This is a genomic window from Burkholderia cepacia, from assembly GCF_001039005.1.
Taxonomy (GTDB): domain Bacteria; phylum Pseudomonadota; class Gammaproteobacteria; order Burkholderiales; family Burkholderiaceae; genus Burkholderia; species Burkholderia theae.
In genome coordinates, this window is sequence record NZ_LDWR01000019.1 from 26,258 (window position 1) to 50,762 (window position 24,505).

Sequence of the window (24,505 nt, forward strand, 5' to 3'; positions counted from 1 at the left end):
ACAGCACGCATGCCGCCCCGCATTCGAACCCTTATCCGCCCAGGAGACAGTCATGCCCCACGCCGCCCTCGCTATCGAACCCGCGCCGACCTCGGCCGCGCAGCTGTCGCCGCTCGACGCCGTGATCGAGACCGTCGCCGCGCGCCGCGAAGAATTCGACCGCCTGTCGCACGTGCCGCGCGACGTGATCGCGCTGTTCAAGCAGGCCGGCATCTATCGCGCGGGCACGCCGCGCCGCTTCGGCGGCGATGCGCTTGCGCCGACCGCGTTCCTCGACATGATCGAACGAATCGCGACCGCCGACGGCTCGGCCGCGTGGGTCGCGAGCTTCGGTTCCGCGAACGTCTATCTCGCCGCGCTGCCGCTCGACACGCAGGCCGAGCTGTACGCGAGCGGCCCCGACCAGGTGTTCGCGGGCGGCCTGTTCCCGGTGCAGCCGGCACAGCCCGCGCCCGGCGGCTGGCGCGTGAACGGCACGTGGAAATTCGCGAGCGGCTGCAAGGGCGCCGACTGGCTCGGCGTCGGCATCGCCGTGCCGGGCGCGCAGGACGCGGCGCCGAACAAGCCGCGCACGGCCGTGTTCCGCGCCGCGGAGGTCGAGATCGTCGAGAACTGGAGCGTGGTCGGCATGCAGGGCACCGGCAGCCACGACCTGCGCGTCGACGACCGCTTCGTGCCCGAGGCGTGGACCTTCGTGCGCGGCGGCGAGCCGACCGTCGACGAGCCGCTGTACCGCTATCCGACCGTCGCGTATGCGGCGCAGGTGCTGGCCGTCGTCAATCTCGGGCTGGCGCGCGCGGCGCTCGACGTCGCGAACCGCATGTCGGGCGGACGCCAGACGACGACCGGCGCGCCGCGCCTCGCCGATCGCGCGTATTTCCGTATCGAGCTCGCGAAGGCCGAGGCGCAGCTGCGCTCGGCGCGCGCATTCTTCTACGATGCGACCGACACGGTGTGGCAATCGATCCTCGCGGGCAACCCCGTGACGCCCGACCAGGTCAGCCTGCTGCGGCTCGCAGCCACGCAGATCGCACGCGAAGGCGCGAGCGTCGTCGAACGCGCGTACCGCCTCGGCGGCACGGCCGCCATCTATCGGTCGCATCCGCTGCAGCGACTGCTGCGCGACGCGATGGTCGTCACGCAGCACGCATTTCTCGCCGAAGGCAACTTCGACGGCGCCGGCGCGGTATTCACCGGCGTCACGCCGTTTCCCGGCTACCTGTAAGCCGTTTCCCTGAAAGTGCATGAAGCCGCCGCGCCGTCGCCGGCCGGCTCATGCACTCAACCGATTCCTCTGGAGAACCTGATATGTCCGATTCGAATCCGCTGCCGCTGCGCGTGTTGTTCTGCTGCGGCGTGTCGCAAAACTTCTTCGACCTGCCGCGCGAGAAGATCGGCGAAGTGTGGCAGGCGTACGGCGCGATGCTCGCCGCCGTCGAAGCGATGCCCGGCGTGCGCGTGCTCGGCGTGATGGACGACGACCGCCTCGTGGTCGGCCAGGCCGACGGCGCGCCGTGGACGTTCTACATCATGGCCGACGTCGCCGATTTCGACACGACGGTCGCCGTGTGCAACCTGTATCGCACGACGCCGGTGGGCGAATACAACCTGTGGCGCTACGGCAAGATCGAGGCGCGGGTCGGCCGCGCGCTGACGGTGCCGCCGGCCGCGCGGCCCGCGTCGTGAGGCGCGCGATGACCGCCCCGTCACCCGGCCTGCTCGACGCGCTCGCGCAGCGCGTGACGGCGTTCGACGCCGAGCGCGCGGTGCGCGCGACGATCACGCGTTACATGGCGCTGTGCGACGTGCCCGAGGATGCCGGCGACGGCCCGCCGCTCGCCGGCCTGTTCACGGCCGACGCCGTGTGGGAAGGCATCGGCCCGCAGTACGCGCGCAAGTTCGGCCGCCTCGAAGGCACGGCCGCGATCGTCGCGATGCTGGGCCGTTATCTGCCGCCTGATCCGCATTTCTCGTCGAACCTGCATTTCCTGACGTCGGAATCGATCGACGTCGGCGCCGGCAACACGACCGCGCGCGGCCGCTGGATCATGCTGCAGGCGTCGTGTTATGCGGGCGGCACGGCCGAGCTGATCGCCGCGCGGCTGACCGTCGATTTCGTGCCGGCCGCCGATGGCTCGACCTGGCTGATCCGTCATTTCCGCACCGAACGCGTGCTCGACGGCCCGTGGCCGCTCGCCGCCGCGCCACGGGCCTGATGCTTTTCACCGCTTCCGTACGAGATCGACCATGACAGGCTTCATCGACACCTTCACGCTGGGCGGCCCGGGCCCCACGATCGCGATCAAGGACACGATCGACATCGCCGGCCATCCGACCCGCGCGGCGAGCCGCGCGCTCGCCGATGCGCCGCCGGCCGCGCAACATGCGGACGTCGTCCGCCTGCTGCTCGACGCGGGCTGGCAAATCGCCGGCAAGGCGAACATGCACGAGCTCGCGTTCGGCATGACCGGCATCAACGACTACACGGGCACGCCCGTCAATCCGCAGGACGCATCGCGCATTCCGGGCGGCTCGTCGAGCGGTTCCGCGTCGCTCGTCGGGCTCGGCGCGGTCGACGCGGCGCTCGGCACCGACACGGGCGGTTCGATTCGCGGGCCGGCTGCGTGCTGCGGCGTGTTCGGGCTGAAGCCGACCTTCGGCCGCGTGTCGCGGCGCGGCGTCGCGCCGGCCGACACGACGCTCGATTGCGTCGGGCCGTTCGCTCGCGACGTCCGCACGCTGGCCGCGGTGATGGCCGCGATCGCGCCGGGCTTCGATCGTGCGCGCGCAGCCGCATCCGCGGTGGACTGTACGATTGCGCAAATCACCGTCGACACCGATCCGGCGATCGCTGCCGCACTCGACGCGGTGCTGCGCGCGTCGGGCCTGCGCTCGCACGCGATCGTGCTCGACGCGCTGCCGGCCGCGTTCGCCGCGGGGCTCGCCGTGATCAACGCGGAAACGTCGCGCGCATTCGGGCATCTGGTCGCGACGGGCAAGCTCGGTGCCGATCTCGATGCGCGGCTGCGCACGGCCGCGACGACGACACCCGCCGCACTCGACGAAGCCGAAGCGGTGCGCGCGCGCTTCACCGCGCAGGTCGACGCCGCGCTCGAACATGCGGACGTGCTCGTGCTGCCGACGCTGCCCGCGTTGCCGATCACGCTGCAGCAAGCGCGCGACGGCGTATCGGTGATCGCGATGTCGTCGCTGATCCGGCCGTTCAACCTCAGCGGCCATCCGGCGCTCAGCGTGCCGCTGCCGCTGGCCGGTTCGCCGCTGAAGGCCAGCCTGCAGATCGTCGGACGCAAGGGCGCGGACGAACAGGTATGCTCGATCGCCGCACACTTCGAAGCGGCGCTCGCCGCATGAATCACGATGCGGGCGCCGCTACGACAAGCGCGCGCCCGCGAACCAGGGAATCACGCACCATGTCAGATCGAGTCGTCCTCGTCACCGGCGCCGCGCGCGGGCTTGGCGCCGTCATCGCCGAGCGCTTTCATGCGGCCGGTTATCGCGTCGCGCTGGCCGATATCGCCGCCGACGCCATTCATGCGCATGCGCGCGAACTCGACCCGAGCGGCGAACGCGCGATCGCGCTGCCGCTCGACGTCACGTCGAAGCACGATTTCGAAGCGGCGCGCGACGCACTCGTTGCCCGCTGGGGCACGATCGACGTGCTCGTCAACAACGCGGGCGCATCGAAGGTCGTGCCCGCGATGGAGATCACGGCCGAGCAGTTCGACCAGGTGATCGACGTGAACCTGCGCAGCGTGCTGTTCGGCTGCCAGGTGTTCGGCCAGTATTTCGCGACGCGCGGCGCGGGTCGCATCGTCAACATCGCATCGCTCGCCGGGCAGAACGGCGGCTCGGCAACGGGCGCACACTACGCGGCCGCGAAAGGTGGCACGCTGACGTTGACCAAGGTGTTCGCGCGCGATCTCGCCGCGCAGGGCGTGACCGTCAACGCGATTTCGCCCGGCCCGCTCGATCTGCCGATCGTGTATGAAAGCGTCGCGCCGGAAAAACTGCGTCAGGTGCTCGCGAGCCTGCCGGGCGGCAAGCTCGGCTCGGCCGGCTTCGTTGCGGATGCAGCCGTGTTGCTCGCGTCGGGCGACGCGCATTTCGCGAACGGTGCGTGCTGGGACATCAACGGCGGGCTCTACATGCGCTGAACGCAGCGGCCCGATCAAGGCCCTAACGCGACGACTCCCCGTCGTCGCCCCACACGACCATCACGTCGCGCACGAGCGCGGCGATCGACGTCGCGCCGAGCTTCTCCTTGATGCTCGCGCGATGCACGTCGACGGTCTTCACGCTGATCGACAGATCCGACGCGATCTGCTTGCTGCCCTTGCCGTCGACCACGCCGCGCAGCACTTCCTTCTCGCGTGCGGTCAGCGCATCGAGCCGCTGGCGCAACTCGCGGTGACGTTGGCCGACCGCATGCCGCTGCTGCGCGAGCCGCAGCGCGCGCTGCACACGCTCGAGCATCTGCTGCGAGTTGTACGGCTTCTCGACGAAATCGATCGCGCCGTTCTGCAGTGCACGCACCGACATCGGGATATCGCCATGCCCGCTGACGAAGATCACCGGCAGCGTCGCGCCGCGCGCATTCAGTTCGGCCTGCACGTCGAAGCCGCTTTTTTCCGGCATCCGCACATCGAGCACCAGGCACGCGGGCAGGTTCACGTCGAAACGTGCGAGAAAGTCGGCGGCGTTCGCGAACCCTTCGGACGCGATGCCGACCGATTCGAGCAACCACGCGAGCGACGTCCGCATGCCGCTGTCGTCGTCGACGATGTATACGATCGGTGCGGGTGACGTCATCGCGGGTGTCTCGCTCAATATCGGTATAGGTATCGCACGCGCCGCGCATGTAGCCGGTTGCCGGCTCGTCGCGAGCGTCGTTCGCTGGGGGTATGCGGCACATCATAACGAGCCGAAAACCCGCTGAATACCCTTTTACGTGCCGCACGAACGCACAATCGCGTTTTTTTCGCGCGCGGCGCGGCGCGCCTAGGTAGAACCTTTAGACGCGTTGGCGAGAACGCCATCTCCATCGTCAATCGTGCGAATGGTCGGCCGCATTTTCGCGACGTACGCTTGGGTCATCGTCGACGATCCGGCGCCGCATCGGCGGACCGCGCAATCGTCGCCTTCGTCCCATCAGGAGCGCCCATGTCCGCCACATCCTCCATGACCGAACTCCCGCGACCGGCGCGCGTCGAACCGTCCGACGCGCAGAAGGCCTTCCGGCAAGCGATGGCCCACCTCGGCGCGGCCGTCAACGTGATCACCACCGCGGGGCCACACGGCCGCTGCGGGATCACCGCGAGCGCCGTCTGCTCCGTCACCGACGCGCCGCCGACGTTGCTCGTGTGCCTGAACCGGTCGAGCGCGATGCACGCAACCTTCGAGCGCAATCGCCATGTGTGCATCAACGTGCTGCCGGCCGAGCACGAACTGCTCGCGCGGCATTTCGCCGGGCTCACCGATCTGCCGATGGAGCGGCGCTTCGACCTGCCCGTGTGGGATCGCGGCGAACAGGACGTGCCCGTGCTGCGCGACGCGCTCGCGAGCCTTCAGGGCACGATCGCCGAGATGAAGGAAGTCGGCTCGCATTCGGTGATGTTCATCGAGGCGACGTCGATCCGCGTGCGCGACGACGGCGACAGCCTGATCTACTTCAGCCGCGCGTTTCATCGTGTGTCGCGCACCGCGTGCGTGCGCTGAGCCGTCGCCTGACTATGCGGCAGCACGCAACGCGCGTTGCCCGGCCGCGAGCGCGGCGCCCGCGAACAGCGTCAGCGCCGAATACACGAGCCCGCGCGCGAGCCCCGCGCTGTCCGACACCCAGCCGATCGCGACCGGCCCGGCGATCTGGCCGAATGCAAAGACCGTCGTGAACGCGCTGATCCCCTTCGCCCAGCCGTCGGGCGGCAGGTTGTGTCGCACGAAGGCGGTCGTCGATGCAACCGCCGACAGGAACGTCGCGCCGAACAGCACGCCCGACGCGAACGCGGCCACCGGATGCACGAACATCGCGGGCATCAGCGTCGCGACGCCGAGCAGCGCGTTGAGCACGGCCAGCGCCTGGCCGCCGCGCATCCGGTCGAGCAGCCGCGACCACAAGCGCGCCGATACGACGGTCGCCACGCCAAGCATCACGTAGAACGCGGCGACCACCGTGCCGCTCATCCCCGCGCCACGCAGCAGCGCGACGATGAACGTCATGTAGCCGATGTAGCCGACGCCGAACAGGCCGTAGCCGGCCAGCGCGAGCGCGAAGCGGGCCGGGCTCGCGGCCGCGCTCGATGTCGCGCCGTCGCGCGGCGCGGCCGGTGCCGCGTGCGCATGCTCGATGCGGCGCGCGGCCGATACGGCCACCGCCGAGAACAGCACGCACGCAACCGCGAGCGCGAACCAGGCCGGCTGCCAGCCGTGCACGCCATGCGTGAGCGTCGCCGGCACGAGCATCGACGACGCGACGATGCCCCACCCCGTGCCGCCGTAATAGAGGCCGAGCAGCAGCCCCGCATCGCGCGGCGACGCCGACGCGAGCCGAGCGGCCAGCACGCCGCCGCTGATGAAAATCAGCGCGCTGCCGACGCCCGTCGCGAGCCGTTGCACGAGCAGCGCGTGCATGTCCGACGTGAGCCCGCAGGTGGCCATCAGCAACGCTGTGAGCACGCAACCGGCCGCCAGCAGCGTGCCCGCATGCCAGCGCCGCGACAGCAGCGGAAACACGAGCGCGCCGATCAGGTAACCGGCCGCGTTCGCCGTGTTCAGCGCGCCAGCCTGCGCAAACGTCCAGCCGAGATCGGCCTTCATCGGCGGCAGCAGCAGCGCATACGAAAAGCGCGCAAGGCCGAGCGCGATCGCGCTGCCGAGCGACAGACCGATCGCGAGCCGCCATGCGGCCATGCGGTCGGGGTCGGTAGCGCCGGCGTCCGGCCGCGACGGGCCGGCATGCTGCGGTTGCGGTGCTGCGCGCATCGAGTGTCTCCTTTTTCGTTCGAAGACGGGCACGTCGTCACGGCGGAACCGGCGTTCCGCACGCGCCCATCCCGGCTGTCGACGCTTCCGATCCTGTCGAACGATCATACTTGAGCCGGCACGGGGCCAGCGCGGGAGAACGGCAGCCGCTTGCCTGCGCTACCCGCGCAATCCGGCCGCGAAGGTCGTGAACACTGCACGTCCCTCGGGCCACTCCGCCAATCCCGCTTCCGCATTCAGATGGCCGCGCGGGCCGAGCAGCAGCGGCATCGCGCCACGCTCGCACGCCCATGCAAGGCCGCGCCCGGACGGGTCGTACCCGTCATCCGAACTGGCGATCGCCAGCACCGGCACGCCACCGAAATCGCCGCCCGGCACTTTCGCGAACGCGCTGGCCGCGGCCGGAAAACGCGGGCCGCCCGGATCGGGCACCGCCACGAGCAATGCGCCGCGCACGACGCGCGCCGACGCCGCACGCCAGTGCGCGAACAGCAGGCAACCCAGCGAATGACAGATCAACACCGGCGGCGCGTCGGCTTGTGCGACGGCTTCATCCAGCGCCGCGATCCAGTCACGCAGGTCGGGGGCATCCCATGACGCAGGCGCCATGCGGATGGCACCCGCATGCGCGGCCTCCCAGTGGCTCTGCCAATGATCCGGTCCCGAGTTGCCGATCCCCGGCACGATCACGATCGTGTGGTCCATCTCCGTCTCCCTCTCCATGAACAGGCGAGCTCGCAGTCTCGTCTGCCGGAAACCGGCCGGGAATGGCAAATCATCGGATATTGAGACAATATGCCGATGAATTAACGGAGCAGGAAAGCGAACATGTCGAACGGAGAACTCGATCGCCTGGATCTTTCGATCCTCGAGGCGCTTCAGGAAAACGCGCGGATGCCGCTGTCCGAAGTGGGCCGGCGCATCGGGCTGTCGCAGCCCGCCACGTCGGAGCGCGTCAAGCGGCTGGAAGAACGCGGCATCATCGCGGGCTACGGCGCGCGCATTGACCCGGCAGCGCTGGGGTTGGGGATGATGGCCATCATCCGGCTGAAGACGACGCACGAACACATCAAGCCCGCGCTGCGCGCGTTCGCCGAGATGCCGCACGTCATCGAGGTCCACCGGATGACCGGCGAGGATTGCTTCCTGCTGAAGGTACTGGTGCCGACACCGGGACAACTGGAAACCATCATCGACGCGATTGCCCGCTTCGGCGCGGTCACGACGTCGCTGGTGCTCCGGTCCGAGCCGGCCAAACCGCTCGGCAAGGCGCTGCTCGGCTGACACGGGCATCGGGCCGCCGACGCGCCCCTTCCGAGCAGCGATGCGTTCGCACGCATGGCCGCATGGCCGCCGCGAGCGACGTCGATCACGACGATCGAATTCCCGATGAAAAATCGTCGAATTCAATGCGTCGATCCCGATTCCAGAGATAAAAAAATGATATCGAATTCGTCATTCGCTTTATCCATGTTTTACGACACGCGACTCGCCGATCTCCCCCGTGTTTAGCACGCTACGGCTAAAAACCTTGCAACGCATTGCATTCGACAATTCGTCATACTAATATCAACGCCACTCATCCGGCATTCACGAAATGCCTGATGAGGAGTGGCAACTTTTTAGCCGCGCTTTCATGTTGAAGCACTCATGTTCACCACAGGAGAGTTGACATGCAGGAAACCCAGCAGATCGAATTGCTTGACTGGATGCAGGAAGACACGCACCCCGAGGCCGTCGACATGATGGTCGAGGACGCCGTGGTGCCGTTCGGCACCGCGCTCTGGCCGGTCTGAGCGGGCCACCCGTTCTCGCGGAAGGGCATCGGCCCTTCCGCCGTTTCCGGAGACACGCATGCTGAACCTGCACCGCGCGCTCGGCTTTCACCCCGCGCTGCGCGACAAGCTTGCGCGCGGCGAGTCGGGAAAACTGCTGGTCGGCCATGACACCCGCAATCGCGACATCGCGTTGCGCGCGTTTTCCGCCCTGCCCGATTCGCTCGACGCGACCACCCTCTGCCTCGAAAGCACGCCCCCCGCCGACACCGCCGCCGCGCTCGAACGCGCCGACCTGTTCGTGCTGCTGTACGACTCGTCGTGCCTGCCGACACCATCGCCGAGCGGGCCGCCGTTCCTTGCCGCGATCCGCCCCGCGATCGTCGAGCACTGGAGCAAGTCGGTTTTATTCAAGGATTACGGCCCGCACCTCGACGAAGCGTTCGCCGAGTCGCTCGACGACATCGCGGCGCGCAACGGCCGGCTGATCGACGCGGCCGCGCACGCGTCGCAGATCCGCTTCATCGACGAAGCGGGCAACACGCTGACAGGCTCGCTCGCGCCGGACCAGAAATGGACGAGCGTGGACGGGATGGGCAATCTCGACGTCGTGCCCGGCGAGATCGCGACGCACGTCACCGACCTCAACGGCTCGGTCGTGTTCAGCGGCACGTTTCTCGGCACCGTGCCGTTCGCGATCAAGTACAAGGTGGCCGAGCGGCTCGCGACGCTGCATGTCGAACGCAGCATGATCGTTGATTTCGACAGCGACGATCCCGGCTTCCGGCGCGATTTCGCGACCTATCTCGACCGGCACGCGAATCACCGGCGCATCGAGGAATTCGGCATCGGCACCAACCTCGGGATCCGCGGCCTGTACGGCCGCAACGCGGGATTCGAGGAACGCCATCCGGGCCTGCATCTCGGGCTCGGCGGCGGCGAAAACGGCAGCCATCATCTCGACCTGATCTTCGCGCGCGGCACGCTGGCGCTCGACGACCGGATCGTGTTCGACGGCGCGTTCGCCGTCTGACGAAACTGCTGCGTGCTCAGGCTTCGGCGGCCGCCTCGCTGCCGAGCCACTTGAACATCACGAGGCAATCGACGAAGCCGAGCCGCGCGTGACGGTACGCGCGCGGCAGTCGGCCGACGATGTCGAATCCGAGCTTCTGCCACAACGCGACCGCAACCTCGTTGGTCGCGACCACCGAGTTGAACTGCATCGCGAGAAAGCCGCGCTCGCGCGCGACCTGCTGCGAGTGCTCGCACATCAGGCGGGCGACGCCGCGGCCGCGCGCGGCTTCGCTCACCATGTAGCCGCAGTTGCACACGTGATTGCCGGGCCCGGCCGCGTTCGCCTTCAGGTAGTACGAGCCGAGCACCACGTCGTCCTCTTCGGCGATCCACGTGCAGAGCGGCGCGTCGAGCCACAGCGCGCTCGCGGCTTCAGGTGTGGGCGCGGGATCAAATGCGTAGGTTTCCTGAGCAGCGACGATGGCGCGGTAGGTCGGCCAGAAGCGCGGGAAATCGTCCTCGGTCATCGGGCGAAGCGTGATCATGCGAATTCTCTCGCGAAGGGGATGTCGGCGGGCATGCAATCGATCGTACCGCGATTCATCGATGGCTGCCGTCTCGCAGCACGCCGCTCCGATACGCGCCCGGCGGCACGCCGTACCAACGCTTGAACGCCTGCGAGAAACTCGACAGGTCGCTGAAACCGAGCCGCTCGGCCACTTCCGCGAGCGACAGACGCGCATCGCCGAGCAGCGTCTCGGCCAGCGCGCCGCGCGCCTGCGCGAGCAGCGCGCGAAACGTCGTGCCCTCCTCCTGCAGCCGGCGCTTGAGCGTGCGCGGGCTCGTGTTCATCAGCCGCGCCATGTCCTCGAGCGAGAACGGCGCGGCGCCGGGCGTCGCGGTCAGGTACTGGCGCACCATCTCCGACGTGCCCACGCGTGCGCGCCGCGCTTCGACGAGTTGGCCGCACATCTGCTCGCACATCGACACCGTCAGCGGATTCGCATGCGGCAGCGGCCGGTCGAGAAACGCGCGGTCGAATGCGAGGCTGTTCGCGCGCGCCGAGAAAACCGGTTCGATGCCGGCGATGCGCGGCGCGGGTAGCGACGGCGCGCGCGCGGCCTGCAGCGTGAAGCGCGACAACGCGAAATCGTCGCCGCCGATTTCCTGCAGCAGCACGGCCGCGGCCGTCATGTCGCGTTCGACGACGAACCGGCTCACGGCGCCGTCGAGTTCCGGCGCGCCGAAGTTGAGCACGCCGGTGTCGGGTTCCTCGCGGTACGTGATGACGGTGAATGCATAGGTGAGCGGCAGGAAACGCATCGCCAGCGCGAGCGCGTCGCGCGCGGTCGCGCTCGCGATCAGTCCGTAGCCCCACACGCCGTACGCCGAGAAGTGATAGCGCAGGCCGACCTCGAACCCGAGGCCCGGCGCGCGCCCGAGCGCACGCAGCAGGTTGCCGGTCAGCCGCAGTTCCTGCGCGGCCGTCACCTCGACTTTCGGATCGTCGAGCTGCGCGTTCCCGAGCCCCGTGCCGGCCAGCAGGGCCGTGTGCGGCACGCCGCGTTCGTCGCCGAAATCGACCAGCAGCCGGGCGCTGGCCGGACTCCGGGTGAAGTCCCAGAAGCTCATGCGGAGAAACCCTCGAAGCGCCGATTTGGCCCAAATACTAAAACAATTGTCCCGAAGCAGCATTGGTGTTTTCCCATGCGGCCAGCACCATCGGCGTCATCCAGTCGCCGTCCGAACGACGCCATCGCCCCCTTAGGAGACACCATGCGACCGAGTCGCCCGACCGATCCCGCAACCCGCTTCGAACGCCGGCGCGAAACCTGCGCCCGCGACCGCGCGCCGACGCGCAACGCTTGATCCATCGACCATCAGGAGACGATTCATGAGCAAGACTTTCGACTACATCGTCGTCGGCGGCGGTTCGGGCGGATGCGTCATCGCCGGGCGGCTGACCGAGGACCCGGCCGTGACCGTCTGCGTGCTCGAGGCCGGCGGCCGCGGCGACGGCGCGGTCGTCAACGTGCCGACCGGCGCGGTCGCGATGCTGCCGACCCGCGTGAACAACTGGGCCTTCGATACGGTCCCGCAGCCGGGGCTCGGCGGGCGCATCGGCTACCAGCCGCGCGGCAAGGCGCTGGGCGGCTCGTCGGCGATCAACGCGATGGTCTACATCCGCGGCCATCGCGTCGACTACGACGGCTGGGCCGCGCTCGGCAACGAAGGCTGGGCATACGACGACGTGCTGCCGTACTTCCGCCTGAGCGAGCACAACGAGCGCTTCGACGATGCGTGGCACGGCCGCGACGGTCCGCTGTGGGTCAGCGACCTGCGCACCGGCAACCCGTTCCACGCGCGCTACCTGGAAGCCGCGCAACAGGCCGGCCTGCCGCTCACCGACGACTTCAACGGCGCGCAGCAGGAAGGCATCGGCATTTACCAGGTCACGCAGAAGCACGGCGAACGATGGAGCGCGGCGCGCGCGTACCTGTTGCCGCACGTCGGCCGCCGCGACAACCTGACGGTCGAGACGCACGCGCAGGTGCTGCGCATCCTGTTCGACGGCACGCGCGCCGTCGGCGTCGAAGTGCGGCAGCACGGCGAAGTCCGCACGCTGCGCGCGCGGCGCGAAGTCGTGCTCGCGGCCGGCGCGCTGCAGACGCCGCAGTTGCTGATGCTGTCCGGCGTCGGCCCGGGCCGCGATCTCCAGCAGCTCGGCATCGCGGTGCACGCCGATTTGCCCGGCGTCGGCCGCAACCTGCAGGATCATCCGGATTTCATTCTCGGCTACCGGTCGCGCAGCGTCGACACGATGGGCGTATCGGCGCGCGGCGGCCTGCGCATGCTGCGCGAGCTCGCGCGCTTTCGGCGCGAACGGCGCGGGATGCTGACGTCGAATTTCGCGGAAGGCGGCGGTTTCCTGAAAACGCGCGCCGGCCTCGACGCGCCGGACATCCAGTTGCACTTCGTCGTCGCGCTCGTCGACGATCACGCGCGCAAGCTGCATGCCGGCCACGGGCTGTCGTGCCACGTGTGCCTGCTGCGGCCGCGCAGCCGCGGCTCGGTGACGCTGCACAGCGCCGATCCGCTCGCGGCGCCGCGCATCGATCCCGCGTTCTTCGACGATCCGCGCGACCTCGACGACATGGTCGCGGGTTTCCGGCTCACGCGCCGGCTGATGGAAGCGCCGGCGCTCGCCGAATGGATCACGCGCGACCTGTTCACCGCGAACGTCACGACCGATGACGAGATCCGCGACGTGCTGCGCCGGCGCACCGACACCGTGTATCACCCGGTCGGCACCTGCCGGATGGGACACGACGCGCTCGCCGTCGTCGATCCGCAACTGCGCGTGCACGGCCTGCAGGGGTTGCGCATCGTCGATGCGTCGATCATGCCGACGCTCATCGGCGGCAACACCAATGCACCGACGATCATGATCGCCGAGAAGGCCGTCGACCTGATCCGCGGCGTTTGCCGCACGTCTGCGCAACCGCATGCCGACACCGTCGGTGCATCGATTGACCACGACGCCGTTCTTGCATCGTGCGCCGCACACGCGGCCATTCAGCCGGAGGACACCCGTCATGTTGTCGCCTGAAACGTCCCGCGCGACCGAACCGGCCACGCCTGCCGCACCGCTTGCGGCGATCATCATCGGCGCCGGTTTCGCCGGCATCGGCATGGCGATCGCGCTGCAACGCGCCGGCATTCACGATTTCGTGATCGTCGAACGCTCGCACGACGTCGGCGGCGTGTGGCGCGACAACAGCTACCCGGGCGCCGCCTGCGACGTGCCCTCGCACCTGTACTCGTTTTCGTTCGAACCCAACCCGGCCTGGTCGCGCGTGTTCGCGCCGCAGCCCGAGATTCACGCGTATCTACAGCATTGCGCGCGCAAGTACGGCCTCGCGCGCCATCTGCGCTTCGGCGTCGACGTCGAGCACGCACGGTACGACGAAGCGACTGCGCTGTGGCGCGTCACGCTCGCCGACGGCACGACGCTGAGCGCCGCCGTGCTCGTCAGCGGCACCGGCCAGTTGAGCCGCCCCGCGATGCCCGACCTGCCCGGCATCGACACGTTTCGCGGCCGCGCGTTTCACTCCGCGCACTGGGATCACGACTATGCGCTGGCCGGCAAGCGCGTGGCGGTGGTCGGCACCGGCGCGTCGGCGATCCAGTTCGTCCCGGCGATCGCCGGCGACGTGCAGCGCCTGGTCGTCTTCCAGCGCTCGCCGGCCTACGTGATGCCGCGCCCCGACCGCGCGTATCGCCCTTGGGAAAAGGCGCTGTTTCGCCGGCTGCCATGGGTGATGAAGCTGCATCGCGCGTCGATCTACCTGCGCTACGAATCGCGCGCGATCGCGTTCACGCGCCTGCACGGGCTGATGGATTATGCGGTCGGCCGCCCGTTCCGCAAGCTGCTTTCACGCGACGTGCCGGACGCCGCGCTGCGCGCCCGGCTCACACCCGACTACCCGATCGGCTGCAAGCGCATCCTGCTGTCGAGCGACTATCTTGCCGCGATGAGCCGCGCCAACGTCGAACTCGTCACGCAGCGGATCCGGCGCGTGACCGAAGACGGCATCGAGACCGTCGACGGCGTGCACCATCCGGTCGATGCAATCGTCTACGGCACCGGGTTCGCGGCAACCGAATTCCTGTCGCCGATGCGCATCACGGGCCGCGACGGGCTCGATCTGAACGACGCGTGGCGACGTGGCGCGCAGGCGTATCTCGGGCTCACCGTGCCCGGCTTTCCGAACTTCTTCATGCTCTACGGCCCGAACACCAACCTCGGCCACAACTCGATCGTCTACATGCTCGAAAGCCAGATCGCGCACGTGATGCGCTGCTTGCGCGCGATGCGGCGCGACGGCGCGAACGCGATCGACGTCGACGCGCGCCGCTACCGGCGCTTCAACGTACACGTGCAGCAGCGGCTCGCAGGTTCGGTGTGGAGCAGCTGCAAGAGCTGGTACGTCGATGCATCGGGGCACAACAGCACGAACTGGCCGGGCTTCACGCTGAGCTACCGATGGATCACGCGCTTCACCGGGCTGTCCGCGTACCGCTTCTCGCGTCCGCTGCCCGATGCCGCCGCGTCGACGCACGGCGTGGTGGTCGCGCCGCCCGCGGGCCGGCTGGAGGTGCTCGCCGCCACATCGCTGCGCGGCTTCCTGCGCGTCGCGTTCCGGCCGCTGATCGGGCCGCCGTTCGGCGCGCGCATGCAGCGCCGCGTCGTCGCGTTGCTGTCGCCGCTGATGCCCGGCGCGGGCGGCACGCTGCGCTACCGCACGTCCGCGCACCGCGTGCCGGTCGAAGTCGTCGCGCCGAAACGCGGCGATGCGGGCGGCGCGATCCTTTATCTGCACGGCGGCGCGTTCTGTCTCGGCGGGCCGCATACGCATCGCGGCGTGACGACGCGGCTCGCGAACGACGCCGGCCTGCCGGTGTGGGTGCCCGACTACCGGCTCGCGCCCGAGCATCCGAGCCCGGCCGCGCTCGACGATGCGCTGGCCACGTACGACACGTTGCGTGCGCAAGGTCATGCGCCGCACCGGATCGTCATCGCCGGCGATTCGGCCGGCGGCGCGCTCGCGCTGTCGCTCGCCATCGCGCTGCGCGAACGCGGCGAGCCGGCCGCCGCCGCGCTGCTGCTGATCTCGCCCGTGACCGACCCGGCGCTCGGCGGTGCGACGCTGGCATCGCGCCGCCGCGACGATCCGATGATCCGGCGCGGCTGGCTCGAACAGGGGCTGCGCTGGTATCACGGCGCCGGTTCAGCCGCGGCGCGCGGCCCGCTCGACACCGACCTGCGCGGCCTGCCGCCGATGCTGATCCAGGCGGGCGACCAGGAGGTGCTGCTGTCGGATGCGCAGCGGCTCGCGCATCATGCGATCGCGTGCGGCGTGCCGTGCCGGCTCGAGATTCATGCGGCGCGCTGGCATGTGTTTCATCTGCAGGCGTTTTACCTGCGGTCGGCACGGGACGCGTTGCGGACGCTGGCGGGGTTTGCGGTGGAACGCGTCGCGGCGACGGCGTGACGACGAACCGGTGACATGCGGCGCTCGGCGCGACGGTTCGCGGCTGCCGCGGTCGGCCGGACCGCGCATGCGCGACCGCCATGGCCGCTTGCAACGAAGCGACACCGTTTTGCGAAAACCGGCCGGTTATTTTTTTCTGTCGCACACGGCCGTCATGATCTCCCGCAAGCCCCGGCGCGCCGCCGGGGCGCGCCCCACCCTGACGGAGAGATGATGAAAAGAAGGCACACCCTCAACACGCTTGCGCTGCTCTGTTGCGTCGGCATCCAGTGCGCGACGTCGGCGTTCGCCGACGAACCGAAGAAGGTCGCGTTCGTCGACACGGGCAACACCGGGCGCAGCGTGATGGCCGAGGCGATTGCCGGCCAGTTGATCGCGCAGCGCCACGCGCATGTCGCGGTGATCTCGCGTGCGGTCGACGAGGATCCGTATGACGAAAAGCCCGAGGAAAACGGCGTGATCCTGATGAAGCGGCGCGGCATCGACACGTCCGCGCACCGCTCGGTGCAGTTGAACGCGAACGACGTCAAGCATTCGGACGTGATCCTGACGATGACCGACAAGCACAAGGAGAAGGTGCTCGCGCTTTATCCGTCGGCGGCCGGCAAGGTGTTCACGCTCGCCGAATACGCGACCGGAAAGCACCTCGACGTGCCCGACGCATGGGGCAAGCCGATGGACTTCTACGAATCGGTGACCGCGCAGCTCGACACGTACATCCCCGCCGCGCTCGACAAGGTCGCGAGCGCCGCGCCCGCGAAGCCGTAACGCGCGGCAAACCTGTCGGCTTGCTGGTCGCGCAATGCACCGGCGCCGGCGGGTTTGCCACTCTCGGCATTCCGCCCCGACACCCCGCCCACGGCGCGTGCCCTTCATCGCGCCATCGATACAGGCCATTCGGCCGAATCGCCGCCGTACGCCCCGGATGAAAGAATGATCTTCGTCCGGGAAGCCGGCTTCGCTGTCTGACATCCCGAACCATGAAGCACCGCACGCACGCCGGCCGCAACGCCGTCGCGCTGCGTGCCGTCTCGCGCCGGCAATCGGCAGCGTGATGCATCGCGCTTCGTTCACCCCGCCGGTGGCAGGCCAAAAAGCCGCATCGTTTCCATCACTCTTTTTGTAGCTTATAAGTTACAATGCTATCCAAGTTCGAACTGCTGCGCTATCAGCGCGACGACGGTCGCGAGCCTTTCACCGAATGGCTGAACGCCGTGCGCGACAAACTCGCCCAGGCGCGGATTCGCGAACGCCTGCGCCGCGTGCAGACAGGCAATTTCGGCGATTGCGCGCCTGTCGGCGAAGGCGTGATCGAACTGCGCATCCATGTCGGCGCCGGCTATCGCGTGTACTTCGGCCGGTACGGCGGGGCACTGGTGCTGCTGTTGTCCGGCGGCGACAAGGGCAGTCAACCCGACGACATCAGGCGCGCAAAGGAACACTGGTTGAACTGGAAACGGAGGCAAATGTGAACAAGCTCAAAGGCGCGGTATCGCACCACGACGCGGAAGTCGCCGAACTCGGCGCCGACCGCGAACTCGCGGTGGCGTATCTGCGCGTCGCCATGGAATCGCTCGACGATCCCGACAACCGCGCGGCCGGCCTGCTCGCGCTGCGCACGGTCGCGGAAGCGTACGGCGGGCTCGGCGCGGTCGCGGCCGAAGCCGGCATCAGCCGCGAATCGCTGTATCGCACGCTGTCCCCCAACGGCAACCCGACGCTGAAAACCCTGCTCGCGGTGCTCAAGACCGTCGGCCTGCGCCTGTCCGTCGTCCCCGCGCAGTCGGCGCACGCGTAAGCGGCACACGGCCCGCTTACGGCCGGACCATCCACACGAGCAGCATCTCGGCCGGCGCGGTATTCGTCCCCGCCGGCGGATGCTCGATCGTCGGTTCGACCGCCAGCGCCTGCGCGATCGTCGCCGCATCGTCGATCGGCGTCGTACGCACGAACGTCATCAACCGCGCCGGCCGGTGCAGCGCCTCGCGATACAGCGCGCCATACCACAGCGGCCGCATGCCGAGCGCGTCCTGCAACACGTACGGATAACGCCACAGCCGCAACACGAGGCGGCTTTCCGGGTGGCCCGGATCGACGCGGACGAACACGCGGCGCGTGCTTTCGCCGTGCGTGTAGCGCGGCAGCACGGGTAACGTATCGGCGGTCGCCTGCGGCAACAGCCAGCGCAGCGCGGTGGCCGGCGACCACGGCGTCGCGCGCTGCCAGCCGGCCTGCGCGAGATGGCGGTCGAGCGTGTCCGACGTCGCGCTCCATTGCAGCGGCAGATATTCCTCGCGGTCGCCGCCGATCTCGGTGCGCCGCGTCGGCACGCGCTCCCACCCGCCGCGCAGCCACTGGTCGACGGTCATCGCGACCACGTCGCCGACATGCGGGCGCGACGCGCGGTCGAGCTGCCATTGCGCGGGAACCGTCCAGACACCCGCCGTCGCAAGCACCACCACCACCGCGACGAGCGCGCCCCGCGGCTGCACATGCTCGTGCACATGCCAATACGCATAGGCGCCGGCAAGCAGCGCGAACCAGGCCAGCCCGAGGCTCCAGCCGCCAAGCAGCCCCGACAGCCAGGTGTCGCCGACGTACAGCCGCGCGAAACCGCCGAGCACGATCCACAGCACGACGGCCGTCACGACCGGAATGCGCCACAGTGCGGGCCGGTCGCGCGTCAACACCCAGCCGAGGCCGCTGCTCGCGAGGATCGCGAACGCGGCTTCGGCATCGGGCAGCGGCACGTGCAGCGCGCCGGGCGGCAGACTCGCGGGCGTTGCGCCCGGTACGCCCGCGCCGAACACCGGCACGAGCACGAAGGCGATGCCGACCGTCGCGAGCCACCACACGGCCGTCAGCCAGCAGCGATGGATCATCAGCCAGACCAGAAACGCGGCCGCGACGATCAGCCCCGTATCGTGCCCGTGCAGCACGGCAACCGCGCGCATCGCGGCGTCCACGGGCGGCGTGCGCAGGTTCTGCAGGAACGCGTACAGCGCGATGTCCGTGTGCATCAACGGATCGTTCGCGACGACATCCTGCACGAGGCCCGCGAACAACCACACGCAGCCGATGAACAGCAGCGTGAGCACGGGCACCGTGCCCGGCAGGCGGCGCACGCGCGCGATCGCGCCGTTCAGCCGCGCACCGAGCCGCGGCCAGCGGTGCGCACACGCATGCATGGTCGCGACGAGCGCACGGCGCAGCAGCGGCCAGCCGCGCCGCAGCGCGACGCGCACGCCGATCCACACGAGCGCGACCAGCGCGGCGACGACCAGCAGGATCACGGCGACCCGCACACTGATCGCCGCGGCCAGTGCGGCCGACGCGCCGAACAGGATGCCCGGCGCCACATGCACGGGCGCCCATATGAGTGCCGAGATCACGTTGACCGGATAAAACGACCGGCGCGGCAGCGTCGCGCAGCCGACGACGACCGGCACGACCGCGCGCACCGGCGCGAGAAAGCGCGCGAGCACGATGCTCTTCATGCCGTGACGCAGCACAAACTCCTCGCCACGCGTATAGGCGGCCGCATAACCGAAGCGCGCCCACACATTGCGGATCACGCCGCGGTAGCGCCGCCCGAGCTCGTAGCTGATCCCGTCGCCGACCACGGCGCCGACGGCCGCGACGCCGATCGTCGTCCAGCCGTCGAGCGCGCCCGCGCCGATCAGCGCCCCCGCCGCGAACATCACGGCGCCGGCCGGCACGACCGTGCCGATCAGCGCGATCGCCTCGGCGCAAGCGGTCACGAACACGATCGTCAGCACGAGCAGCGGATGCGCGCCGATCGCGCCGATCCACGCGTGGATCGTGTCGCTCATCGCACGCTCCACCGCGGTGCGGCGCGGCGTGCGAACACCGGGTCGGCAGTGGCGTGGGAAACGTTCATCGCGGGATGCGCGCGGTCGCGCCGGCGTAGGCGGTCAATCGAACTCGTGCTGCCGCGCATCGGCCTCGAGCGGCGCGTCGTGGTACCCGACCGTCGCGATCTCCTGCAGATAGCGCGCGAGAAACGCGCCGATCGATCCGGCGGCCTCGAATTGATGCACGTGACGGAATTCATGAGTCAGCAGGCGGCGCGTATCCTGCCCGCGCAGCACGTACACCGCATGGCCGAGGGTCAGGCCGATCGTCCCCGGCGACAACAGCCCCGTGTCGCGGGCGATCGCGGCAAGCGTTGGCGTTTCGGGAAACGGCATGCGGTCGACGATCACCACGCGGATCCGCTCGGGCTGCGCGACGCCGACCGTGCGCGCGTCGTCGGCTTGCGCCGGCGTCAGCGGCGCGCCCTGGGCGATCCCGCGCGCCGCCTCCGCTTCAGCCCATGCGACGGCGGCGGGCAGCGCGGACGGCAGGATATCGGCAAGGTCGATCATCGCGGGGCTCCTCGGTGACGAAGTGGCATCGGGCACCAGTTTAGTCCCGAATCAGGCGGGTTCGCGGGGCGGCGCTCGACACACCGGCCGGCGTGCCCCGGTCGCGGCAGTCATCCGGGAATACCCGGCCACGCACGCGTTCCGCATCGTACCCTTTCCCGTGGATTATTTCGTTTTGGTGCGCATTCCGCATCCGGCTATCTCGAAAATTTCCCGGATGTGTACCGTTTTCGGATTCGGCGGAATATATTGGTCAGAAGAACAGCCGCGGCGGCAACCGGACAGCCGTTCGCCGCGTCATCCCGAAGAGGATCGCTAGAAGATGATCAGGGTAATTCTGGCTGACGATCACGCAGTCATGCGGGACGGACTGCGTTACATCCTGGAGAGGGCCGGCGGTTTCGACATTGTCGGCGAGGCGAGCGACGGCTCGGCCACGCTCGCGCTGGCCGAGCGCGCCGCCGCCGACGTGCTGCTGCTCGACCTGTCGATGCCCGCGCCGACCGGCATCGAGCTGATCCGGCTGCTCAAAAGCCATGCGCCGTCGCTGCGCACGCTCGTGCTGACGATGCACGCGGAAGCGCAGTACGTGGCGCGCGCGTTCAAGGCCGGCGCAACCGGCTACCTGACGAAGGACAGTGCCACCGCCGAGCTCGTCGAGGCCGTCGGCAAGGTCGCGGCGGGCGGCGTCTACGTGAGTCCGTCGGCGGCCGAAGGCCTCGCGCACACGCTGTGCGCGCCGGCCGCGGCGCTGCCGCACGAACGGCTGTCCACGCGCGAGCTCGACGTGATGCACCGCATCATCGCGGGCCAGACCATCACGCAGATCGCGTCCGAACTCGCGCTGAGCGCAAAGACGGTCAGCACGTACAAGACGCGGATCCTCGAGAAGATGGAACTGCCGCACGAAGCCGCGCTGGTCCGCTACGCGGTGCGCCACGACCTCGACCCCGGCGTCGACGACGCATGACGGCCGCCCACCTCCCGCCCGCGCCCCCGGACGACGAAGAGCCGGACGCGTCGCGCCTGTTCATGTCGTCGCTGCCGCCGCGCCGGCGCGAGCGGCGGCTCGCGCTCGCGACGGTCATCGTGTCGGCGATGTTCTTCGCCGCGCTCGCGCCGTTCGCGGGCGTGCCGCTCGCGCCGGGCTGGGCGTTCATCCCCGTGTATCAGTCGGCGATCGTCGTCAACGACATGGTGACGGCCGGCCTCCTGCTCGGCCAGTACGCGATCCTGCGCGAGAAGTCGCTGCTCGTGCTCGCGGGCGGCTACCTGTTCACGGGCTTCATGGCCGGCACGCACATGCTGACCTTTCCCGGGCTGTTCGCGCCGACGGGCCTGCTCGGCGCCGGCGACCAGACCACTGCCTGGCTCTACCTGTTCTGGCACGGCGGTTTTCCGCTGACGGTCGCCGCCTACGCGCTGCTGCGCGTGGCGTCGCGCGCGCGTCCGGCCCCGCTCCCTGCCCCGCAGCGCCGTGCGGCGATTCCGGTGACGCTCTGCATCGCCGCGGCGGGCGGCGCGACGGTCGCGCTCGCGCTGCTCGCGACCGCCGGCCACTACCTGCTGCCGCGCATCATGAACGGCAACCGGATGGCCGCGACGATGACGAACGCGATCACGGTCGTCTGGGGACTGAACCTGGTCGCGCTGATGCTGATGTGGCGGCAGCGGCGCCGCCATTCCGTGCTCGACCTGTGGGTGATGACCGTGCTCGTCGCCTGGCTGTTCGACATCGCGCTGTCGTCGATGCTGAATCACGGGCGCTACGATCTCGGCTTCTACGCGGGCCGCGCGTACGGCCTGGTCGCATCGGGTGTCGTGCTGTTCGCGATGCTGTTCGAGAACGGCCGGCTGCATGCGCAGACGGTGCGCGCGCTGGCCGGCGCGCGCTACCAGCATCTGCTCGTCGTGCAGAAGGGCGCGCAGCTGAACGATGCGAACGAGCAGCTCGAACAGCGCGTCGCCGCGCGCACCGCGCAACTGAGCGCGTCGAACCGCGACCTGCGGCGCGAAGTCGAGGAGCGCGTGCGCGCGGAGCGGGCGCTGCAGGCATCGCGCGAGGAACTGCGCGAGATCGCCGCGATCAGCGCGACCGCGCGCGAAGCCGAGCAACGCCGCATCGCGCGCGAGCTGCACGACGAACTCGCGCAGACGCTCGCGACGCTGAAGAACGATCTCGAATGGCTGATCGACCACGTGCCGCAGGACGATGCGCCGCTTGCACGCAAGATCGCGACGATGCACACGCTGTCGCGCGGCGCGGTGGCCGCGACGCGCCGCATCGCGTCGGACCTGCGCCCGCTGATGCTCGACGATCTCGGTTTCGCCGCGGCGATGCAATGGCTCGTGGAGGATTTCCGGCGCCGTCACACGATCGCGTGCACGCTGCACGTCGACCCGCCCGAGCTGCAGCTCGACGAGCCGTATGCGACAGCCGTGTTCCGCATCGCGCAGGAAGCGCTCGCGAACGTCGCGCGGCATGCGGCCGCGTCGCAGGCGAACGTCGAACTCGTGTACGGCGACGATGCGATCGCGTTGACGATACGCGACGACGGCGCGGGATTCGATCCCGGCGTGCCACGCAAGTCGAGCTCGTTCGGCCTGGTGGGTTTGCGCGAGCGCGCGTATCTCGTCGGCGGCACGCTGCAGATCACGACGACGCTCGGCGAGGGTACGACGGTCGAGGTGGATATTCCGCTGCCGCACGCGCCCGTGGCGATCGCGCATGGCGGGGATGGGGTTTCGCGGGGGTAAGTGCGGTGGCTTGCGGTAGCGCCGCGTCGCTAACGTGGTCAGTGGTAGTCGTCTTCGCGTTGATGACGTACGGCGAGGATCGTTACCTGCTCCGCACTTTCGATCTCGAACAACAGGACATAGCCTGACGTACCGAAGGACACGATCAATTCGCGCAGAAACGGATTGCTCGCGTCGATCTTGCGACAAGTGAACGGAAACAATCGCAGCATGGCGACGCCGCGTTCGATCGCCTCCAGGGCCCTCGCCGCCGCATCCACATCACGTTCGAGAAGATATCGATACGGTCGAACCAGATCTTCACGCGCCGCTTGCGTATAGCGGACCGGGTAGCTCAATCAGCCGCCTTCGCCGCACGTGCGGCGTTCAGCATGCTCTCAAGCTCGTTCTGCACATCCGCGGCATCGACGTATTCGCCGGTACGCCGCGCCTCGTCGCGCGACGCCAGGCCGCGTGCGACGAACTCGCGCTGCATGCGCCGGCGCGCAATGCCATCACGCAACGCCGACTCCATGAACGCAGACAGCGTCTCGTTTTCTGCCAGAACCGATTCCGCCTCTTCACGCAGTTTCGGGTCGACTCGCAGCGCAGGCATCGTTGCTGTTTTCATCGCACACTCCATGCATTACATATGTAATGCATAATAGCACGTCAGCATGAGCGTGAAGAGTCGGCCATATGGAATAGTCGGCTTGCGAGGTGTTCTCATCCCTGCCCCCCATCCCGTTACGCCGAGCGCCCGATGACAGAATCGGCACAGCGCTACAATCCACCGCCATCGCCATCCGCACACTTCTCGCGCCAACGCGCCGGCCGCCCGGATCTCCCGTCACCACGATGAAAACCATCCTCACCTACGTACTCTGCTTCGTCGCCGTCGCGGCCGGCTGGCTGGCGGTATCGCTGCTGTGCTGGCCTGTCCTGCTTGCACTCCAGGCGCTGACGACGGCGCTGTTCATCCCGCATCCGGCCGGCAGCTACCTCGGGCTCGGATTCGTGTCGACCGCGCGGCTGATGGATTTCCCGACCAGCTTCGTCGGCGCCTTGTCGGTGCCGTTCATGAATGTGCCGCTCGGGTTCATCGCGATCATCTGGTGGTTCGGCGTGTTGCTGATCGTGCCTTCCGCCTGCAAGCGTTACCGCACCAAGCCGCGCGGCCGCACATCGCGGGCCGTCCTGTGGCGCGCGGCCCGCTCGCTGCTGATCTTCACCGCCGTGCTCTTCGTCGTCGCGACGCCGTTCCTGCGGCGCTACGAAATCGTGACGCAGGATCACCTCTACGTGCGGCACCTGTTCGACTGGCACGAGCGCGCGTACCCGCTCGCGTCGCTGAAGGAGATCCACGTGGACATGCCCGAATACAACCGCGGCATCATCACGTGGGACTTCAGATTCGACGGCGACAACCGCTTCTCGACGACCGCGCCGGACATCGCCGCGCTCAAGTACCTGCTGTCGAACACACACGCATCGACCAACTTCAAGGTCGTCGGGAACCAGGTGATGATGCGGTGAC

General features: G+C 68.8%; 26 protein-coding genes. 17 read left to right on the forward strand and 9 right to left on the reverse strand.

All coding sequences use genetic code 11. The annotated features are described in order from the left end of the window. Positions 1-52 precede the first annotated feature (52 nt). From VL15_RS12015 to VL15_RS12035, 5 genes are all read left to right on the forward strand, one after another. Positions 53-1,225 carry an acyl-CoA dehydrogenase family protein gene (locus VL15_RS12015; protein WP_048245730.1) on the forward strand — a complete coding sequence of 391 codons (1,173 nt, stop codon included), beginning with the start codon at positions 53-55 and terminating at the stop codon, positions 1,223-1,225. A gap of 83 nt (positions 1,226-1,308) precedes the next feature. Next, the gene (locus VL15_RS12020; RefSeq protein WP_011660268.1) at positions 1,309-1,686 is read left to right on the forward strand and encodes a hypothetical protein; all 378 of its coding nucleotides are present in this window, start codon (positions 1,309-1,311) and stop codon (positions 1,684-1,686) included. 8 nt (positions 1,687-1,694) lie between these two features. Then, positions 1,695-2,216, forward strand: coding sequence for a nuclear transport factor 2 family protein (locus tag VL15_RS12025; RefSeq protein ID WP_048245731.1), 522 nt, complete (start codon positions 1,695-1,697; stop codon positions 2,214-2,216). A 31-nt stretch (positions 2,217-2,247) separates the two neighbouring features. Beyond that, entirely contained in the window at positions 2,248-3,372 is a 1,125-nt protein-coding gene (locus tag VL15_RS12030) for an amidase (RefSeq protein ID WP_048245733.1), read from the forward strand. Between the two features lie 59 nt (positions 3,373-3,431). Then, entirely contained in the window at positions 3,432-4,175 is a 744-nt protein-coding gene (locus VL15_RS12035) for an SDR family NAD(P)-dependent oxidoreductase (protein WP_048245734.1), read from the forward strand. A gap of 22 nt (positions 4,176-4,197) precedes the next feature. Here VL15_RS12035 and VL15_RS12040 read toward each other — a convergent pair whose 3' ends face one another. Then, positions 4,198-4,830, reverse strand: coding sequence for a response regulator transcription factor (locus tag VL15_RS12040; RefSeq protein ID WP_044845365.1), 633 nt, complete (start codon positions 4,828-4,830; stop codon positions 4,198-4,200). Between the two features lie 351 nt (positions 4,831-5,181). Between VL15_RS12040 and hpaC the strand changes: the two genes are divergently transcribed. Further along, positions 5,182-5,736 carry a 4-hydroxyphenylacetate 3-monooxygenase, reductase component gene (gene hpaC / locus VL15_RS12045; RefSeq protein WP_080970802.1) on the forward strand — a complete coding sequence of 185 codons (555 nt, stop codon included), beginning with the start codon at positions 5,182-5,184 and terminating at the stop codon, positions 5,734-5,736. Between the two features lie 12 nt (positions 5,737-5,748). Here hpaC and VL15_RS12050 read toward each other — a convergent pair whose 3' ends face one another. Together VL15_RS12050 and VL15_RS12055 are read right to left on the reverse strand one after the other, a co-directional pair. Continuing rightward, on the reverse strand, positions 5,749-6,999 hold the full coding sequence (locus VL15_RS12050; protein ID WP_048245737.1) for a YbfB/YjiJ family MFS transporter: 1,251 nt from the start codon (positions 6,997-6,999) through the stop codon (positions 5,749-5,751). A gap of 159 nt (positions 7,000-7,158) precedes the next feature. Next, a complete protein-coding gene (locus tag VL15_RS12055) occupies positions 7,159-7,704 on the reverse strand; it encodes an RBBP9/YdeN family alpha/beta hydrolase (RefSeq protein ID WP_048245738.1) in 546 nt (181 codons plus the stop codon). A gap of 123 nt (positions 7,705-7,827) precedes the next feature. On the opposite strand from VL15_RS12055, the gene VL15_RS12060 reads away from it, so the two are divergent. The 3 genes from VL15_RS12060 (at position 7,828) to VL15_RS12070 (ending at position 9,807) form a co-directional block, all read left to right on the forward strand. After that, the gene (locus VL15_RS12060) at positions 7,828-8,283 is read left to right on the forward strand and encodes an Lrp/AsnC family transcriptional regulator (protein WP_011356102.1); all 456 of its coding nucleotides are present in this window, start codon (positions 7,828-7,830) and stop codon (positions 8,281-8,283) included. Between the two features lie 389 nt (positions 8,284-8,672). Next, a complete protein-coding gene (locus tag VL15_RS43570; protein WP_006479692.1) occupies positions 8,673-8,795 on the forward strand; it encodes a hypothetical protein in 123 nt (40 codons plus the stop codon). Positions 8,796-8,853: 58 nt separating this feature from the next. After that, complete coding sequence (locus VL15_RS12070; protein ID WP_048245739.1) at positions 8,854-9,807, forward strand: leucyl aminopeptidase (aminopeptidase T); 954 nt, start codon at positions 8,854-8,856, stop codon at positions 9,805-9,807. A gap of 16 nt (positions 9,808-9,823) precedes the next feature. On the opposite strand, the gene VL15_RS12075 is transcribed toward VL15_RS12070, so the two are convergent. Next, complete coding sequence (locus VL15_RS12075) at positions 9,824-10,333, reverse strand: GNAT family N-acetyltransferase (RefSeq protein ID WP_048245740.1); 510 nt, start codon at positions 10,331-10,333, stop codon at positions 9,824-9,826. A 55-nt stretch (positions 10,334-10,388) separates the two neighbouring features. Then, a complete protein-coding gene (locus VL15_RS12080) occupies positions 10,389-11,420 on the reverse strand; it encodes an AraC family transcriptional regulator (protein ID WP_048245741.1) in 1,032 nt (343 codons plus the stop codon). Between the two features lie 262 nt (positions 11,421-11,682). Here VL15_RS12080 and VL15_RS12085 point away from each other — a divergent pair, with 262 nt between their 5' ends. The 5 genes from VL15_RS12085 (at position 11,683) to VL15_RS12105 (ending at position 17,642) form a co-directional block, all read left to right on the forward strand. Then, a complete protein-coding gene (locus VL15_RS12085) occupies positions 11,683-13,398 on the forward strand; it encodes a GMC family oxidoreductase (protein ID WP_048245742.1) in 1,716 nt (571 codons plus the stop codon). Beyond that, entirely contained in the window at positions 13,385-15,844 is a 2,460-nt protein-coding gene (locus VL15_RS12090; RefSeq protein WP_048245743.1) for a flavin-containing monooxygenase, read from the forward strand. Before VL15_RS12085 ends, VL15_RS12090 begins: the two co-directional genes overlap by 14 nt. Before the next feature lie 213 nt (positions 15,845-16,057). Next, entirely contained in the window at positions 16,058-16,612 is a 555-nt protein-coding gene (locus tag VL15_RS12095) for a protein-tyrosine-phosphatase (protein ID WP_048245772.1), read from the forward strand. A 371-nt stretch (positions 16,613-16,983) separates the two neighbouring features. After that, the gene (locus VL15_RS12100; protein ID WP_048245745.1) at positions 16,984-17,316 is read left to right on the forward strand and encodes a type II toxin-antitoxin system RelE/ParE family toxin; all 333 of its coding nucleotides are present in this window, start codon (positions 16,984-16,986) and stop codon (positions 17,314-17,316) included. After that, positions 17,313-17,642 carry a DNA-binding protein gene (locus VL15_RS12105; RefSeq protein WP_048245746.1) on the forward strand — a complete coding sequence of 110 codons (330 nt, stop codon included), beginning with the start codon at positions 17,313-17,315 and terminating at the stop codon, positions 17,640-17,642. Before VL15_RS12100 ends, VL15_RS12105 begins: the two co-directional genes overlap by 4 nt. Positions 17,643-17,658: 16 nt before the next feature. On the opposite strand, the gene VL15_RS12110 is transcribed toward VL15_RS12105, so the two are convergent. Both VL15_RS12110 and VL15_RS12115 read right to left on the reverse strand, forming a co-directional pair. Next, on the reverse strand, positions 17,659-19,677 hold the full coding sequence (locus VL15_RS12110; protein ID WP_048245748.1) for an LssY C-terminal domain-containing protein: 2,019 nt from the start codon (positions 19,675-19,677) through the stop codon (positions 17,659-17,661). Positions 19,678-19,779: 102 nt separating this feature from the next. Next, positions 19,780-20,232: a hypothetical protein gene (locus VL15_RS12115; protein ID WP_048245749.1), complete on the reverse strand. Its 453-nt coding sequence runs from the start codon at positions 20,230-20,232 to the stop codon at positions 19,780-19,782. A 322-nt stretch (positions 20,233-20,554) separates the two neighbouring features. Here VL15_RS12115 and VL15_RS12120 point away from each other — a divergent pair, with 322 nt between their 5' ends. Together VL15_RS12120 and VL15_RS12125 are read left to right on the forward strand one after the other, a co-directional pair. Then, positions 20,555-21,202, forward strand: a complete 648-nt coding sequence (locus VL15_RS12120; RefSeq protein WP_048245750.1) for a response regulator transcription factor — start codon at positions 20,555-20,557, stop codon at positions 21,200-21,202. Continuing rightward, positions 21,199-22,989: a sensor histidine kinase gene (locus VL15_RS12125; RefSeq protein WP_048245752.1), complete on the forward strand. Its 1,791-nt coding sequence runs from the start codon at positions 21,199-21,201 to the stop codon at positions 22,987-22,989. Before VL15_RS12120 ends, VL15_RS12125 begins: the two co-directional genes overlap by 4 nt. 38 nt (positions 22,990-23,027) lie before the next feature. Here VL15_RS12125 and VL15_RS12130 read toward each other — a convergent pair whose 3' ends face one another. After that, positions 23,028-23,327, reverse strand: coding sequence for a type II toxin-antitoxin system RelE/ParE family toxin (locus VL15_RS12130; RefSeq protein ID WP_048245753.1), 300 nt, complete (start codon positions 23,325-23,327; stop codon positions 23,028-23,030). Next, complete coding sequence (locus VL15_RS12135) at positions 23,324-23,599, reverse strand: YlcI/YnfO family protein (RefSeq protein ID WP_048245754.1); 276 nt, start codon at positions 23,597-23,599, stop codon at positions 23,324-23,326. Before VL15_RS12135 ends, VL15_RS12130 begins: the two co-directional genes overlap by 4 nt. Positions 23,600-23,826: 227 nt before the next feature. On the opposite strand from VL15_RS12135, the gene VL15_RS12140 reads away from it, so the two are divergent. Next, entirely contained in the window at positions 23,827-24,504 is a 678-nt protein-coding gene (locus VL15_RS12140) for a hypothetical protein (RefSeq protein ID WP_048245755.1), read from the forward strand. The last annotated feature ends 1 nt before the right edge of the window (position 24,505 follow it).

What these genes read in the sequence shown, in the direction of transcription:
- VL15_RS12135 (WP_048245754.1), bottom strand. Translation starts at nt 23,599, where the DNA reads ATGAAAACAGCAACGATGCCTGCGCTGCGAGTCGACCCGAAACTGCGT.
- VL15_RS12015 (WP_048245730.1), top strand. Translation starts at nt 53, where the DNA reads ATGCCCCACGCCGCCCTCGCTATCGAACCCGCGCCGACCTCGGCCGCG.
- VL15_RS12035 (WP_048245734.1), top strand. Translation starts at nt 3,432, where the DNA reads ATGTCAGATCGAGTCGTCCTCGTCACCGGCGCCGCGCGCGGGCTTGGC.
- VL15_RS12110 (WP_048245748.1), bottom strand. Translation starts at nt 19,677, where the DNA reads ATGAGCGACACGATCCACGCGTGGATCGGCGCGATCGGCGCGCATCCG.
- VL15_RS12075 (WP_048245740.1), bottom strand. Translation starts at nt 10,333, where the DNA reads ATGATCACGCTTCGCCCGATGACCGAGGACGATTTCCCGCGCTTCTGG.
- VL15_RS12050 (WP_048245737.1), bottom strand. Translation starts at nt 6,999, where the DNA reads ATGCGCGCAGCACCGCAACCGCAGCATGCCGGCCCGTCGCGGCCGGAC.
- VL15_RS12060 (WP_011356102.1), top strand. Translation starts at nt 7,828, where the DNA reads ATGTCGAACGGAGAACTCGATCGCCTGGATCTTTCGATCCTCGAGGCG.
- VL15_RS12085 (WP_048245742.1), top strand. Translation starts at nt 11,683, where the DNA reads ATGAGCAAGACTTTCGACTACATCGTCGTCGGCGGCGGTTCGGGCGGA.
- VL15_RS12030 (WP_048245733.1), top strand. Translation starts at nt 2,248, where the DNA reads ATGACAGGCTTCATCGACACCTTCACGCTGGGCGGCCCGGGCCCCACG.
- VL15_RS12100 (WP_048245745.1), top strand. Translation starts at nt 16,984, where the DNA reads ATGCTATCCAAGTTCGAACTGCTGCGCTATCAGCGCGACGACGGTCGC.
- hpaC (WP_080970802.1), top strand. Translation starts at nt 5,182, where the DNA reads ATGTCCGCCACATCCTCCATGACCGAACTCCCGCGACCGGCGCGCGTC.
- VL15_RS12020 (WP_011660268.1), top strand. Translation starts at nt 1,309, where the DNA reads ATGTCCGATTCGAATCCGCTGCCGCTGCGCGTGTTGTTCTGCTGCGGC.
- VL15_RS12055 (WP_048245738.1), bottom strand. Translation starts at nt 7,704, where the DNA reads ATGGACCACACGATCGTGATCGTGCCGGGGATCGGCAACTCGGGACCG.
- VL15_RS12040 (WP_044845365.1), bottom strand. Translation starts at nt 4,830, where the DNA reads ATGACGTCACCCGCACCGATCGTATACATCGTCGACGACGACAGCGGC.
- VL15_RS12140 (WP_048245755.1), top strand. Translation starts at nt 23,827, where the DNA reads ATGAAAACCATCCTCACCTACGTACTCTGCTTCGTCGCCGTCGCGGCC.
- VL15_RS43570 (WP_006479692.1), top strand. Translation starts at nt 8,673, where the DNA reads ATGCAGGAAACCCAGCAGATCGAATTGCTTGACTGGATGCAGGAAGAC.
- VL15_RS12115 (WP_048245749.1), bottom strand. Translation starts at nt 20,232, where the DNA reads ATGATCGACCTTGCCGATATCCTGCCGTCCGCGCTGCCCGCCGCCGTC.
- VL15_RS12125 (WP_048245752.1), top strand. Translation starts at nt 21,199, where the DNA reads ATGACGGCCGCCCACCTCCCGCCCGCGCCCCCGGACGACGAAGAGCCG.
- VL15_RS12025 (WP_048245731.1), top strand. Translation starts at nt 1,695, where the DNA reads ATGACCGCCCCGTCACCCGGCCTGCTCGACGCGCTCGCGCAGCGCGTG.
- VL15_RS12070 (WP_048245739.1), top strand. Translation starts at nt 8,854, where the DNA reads ATGCTGAACCTGCACCGCGCGCTCGGCTTTCACCCCGCGCTGCGCGAC.
- VL15_RS12090 (WP_048245743.1), top strand. Translation starts at nt 13,385, where the DNA reads ATGTTGTCGCCTGAAACGTCCCGCGCGACCGAACCGGCCACGCCTGCC.
- VL15_RS12080 (WP_048245741.1), bottom strand. Translation starts at nt 11,420, where the DNA reads ATGAGCTTCTGGGACTTCACCCGGAGTCCGGCCAGCGCCCGGCTGCTG.
- VL15_RS12120 (WP_048245750.1), top strand. Translation starts at nt 20,555, where the DNA reads ATGATCAGGGTAATTCTGGCTGACGATCACGCAGTCATGCGGGACGGA.
- VL15_RS12095 (WP_048245772.1), top strand. Translation starts at nt 16,058, where the DNA reads ATGAAAAGAAGGCACACCCTCAACACGCTTGCGCTGCTCTGTTGCGTC.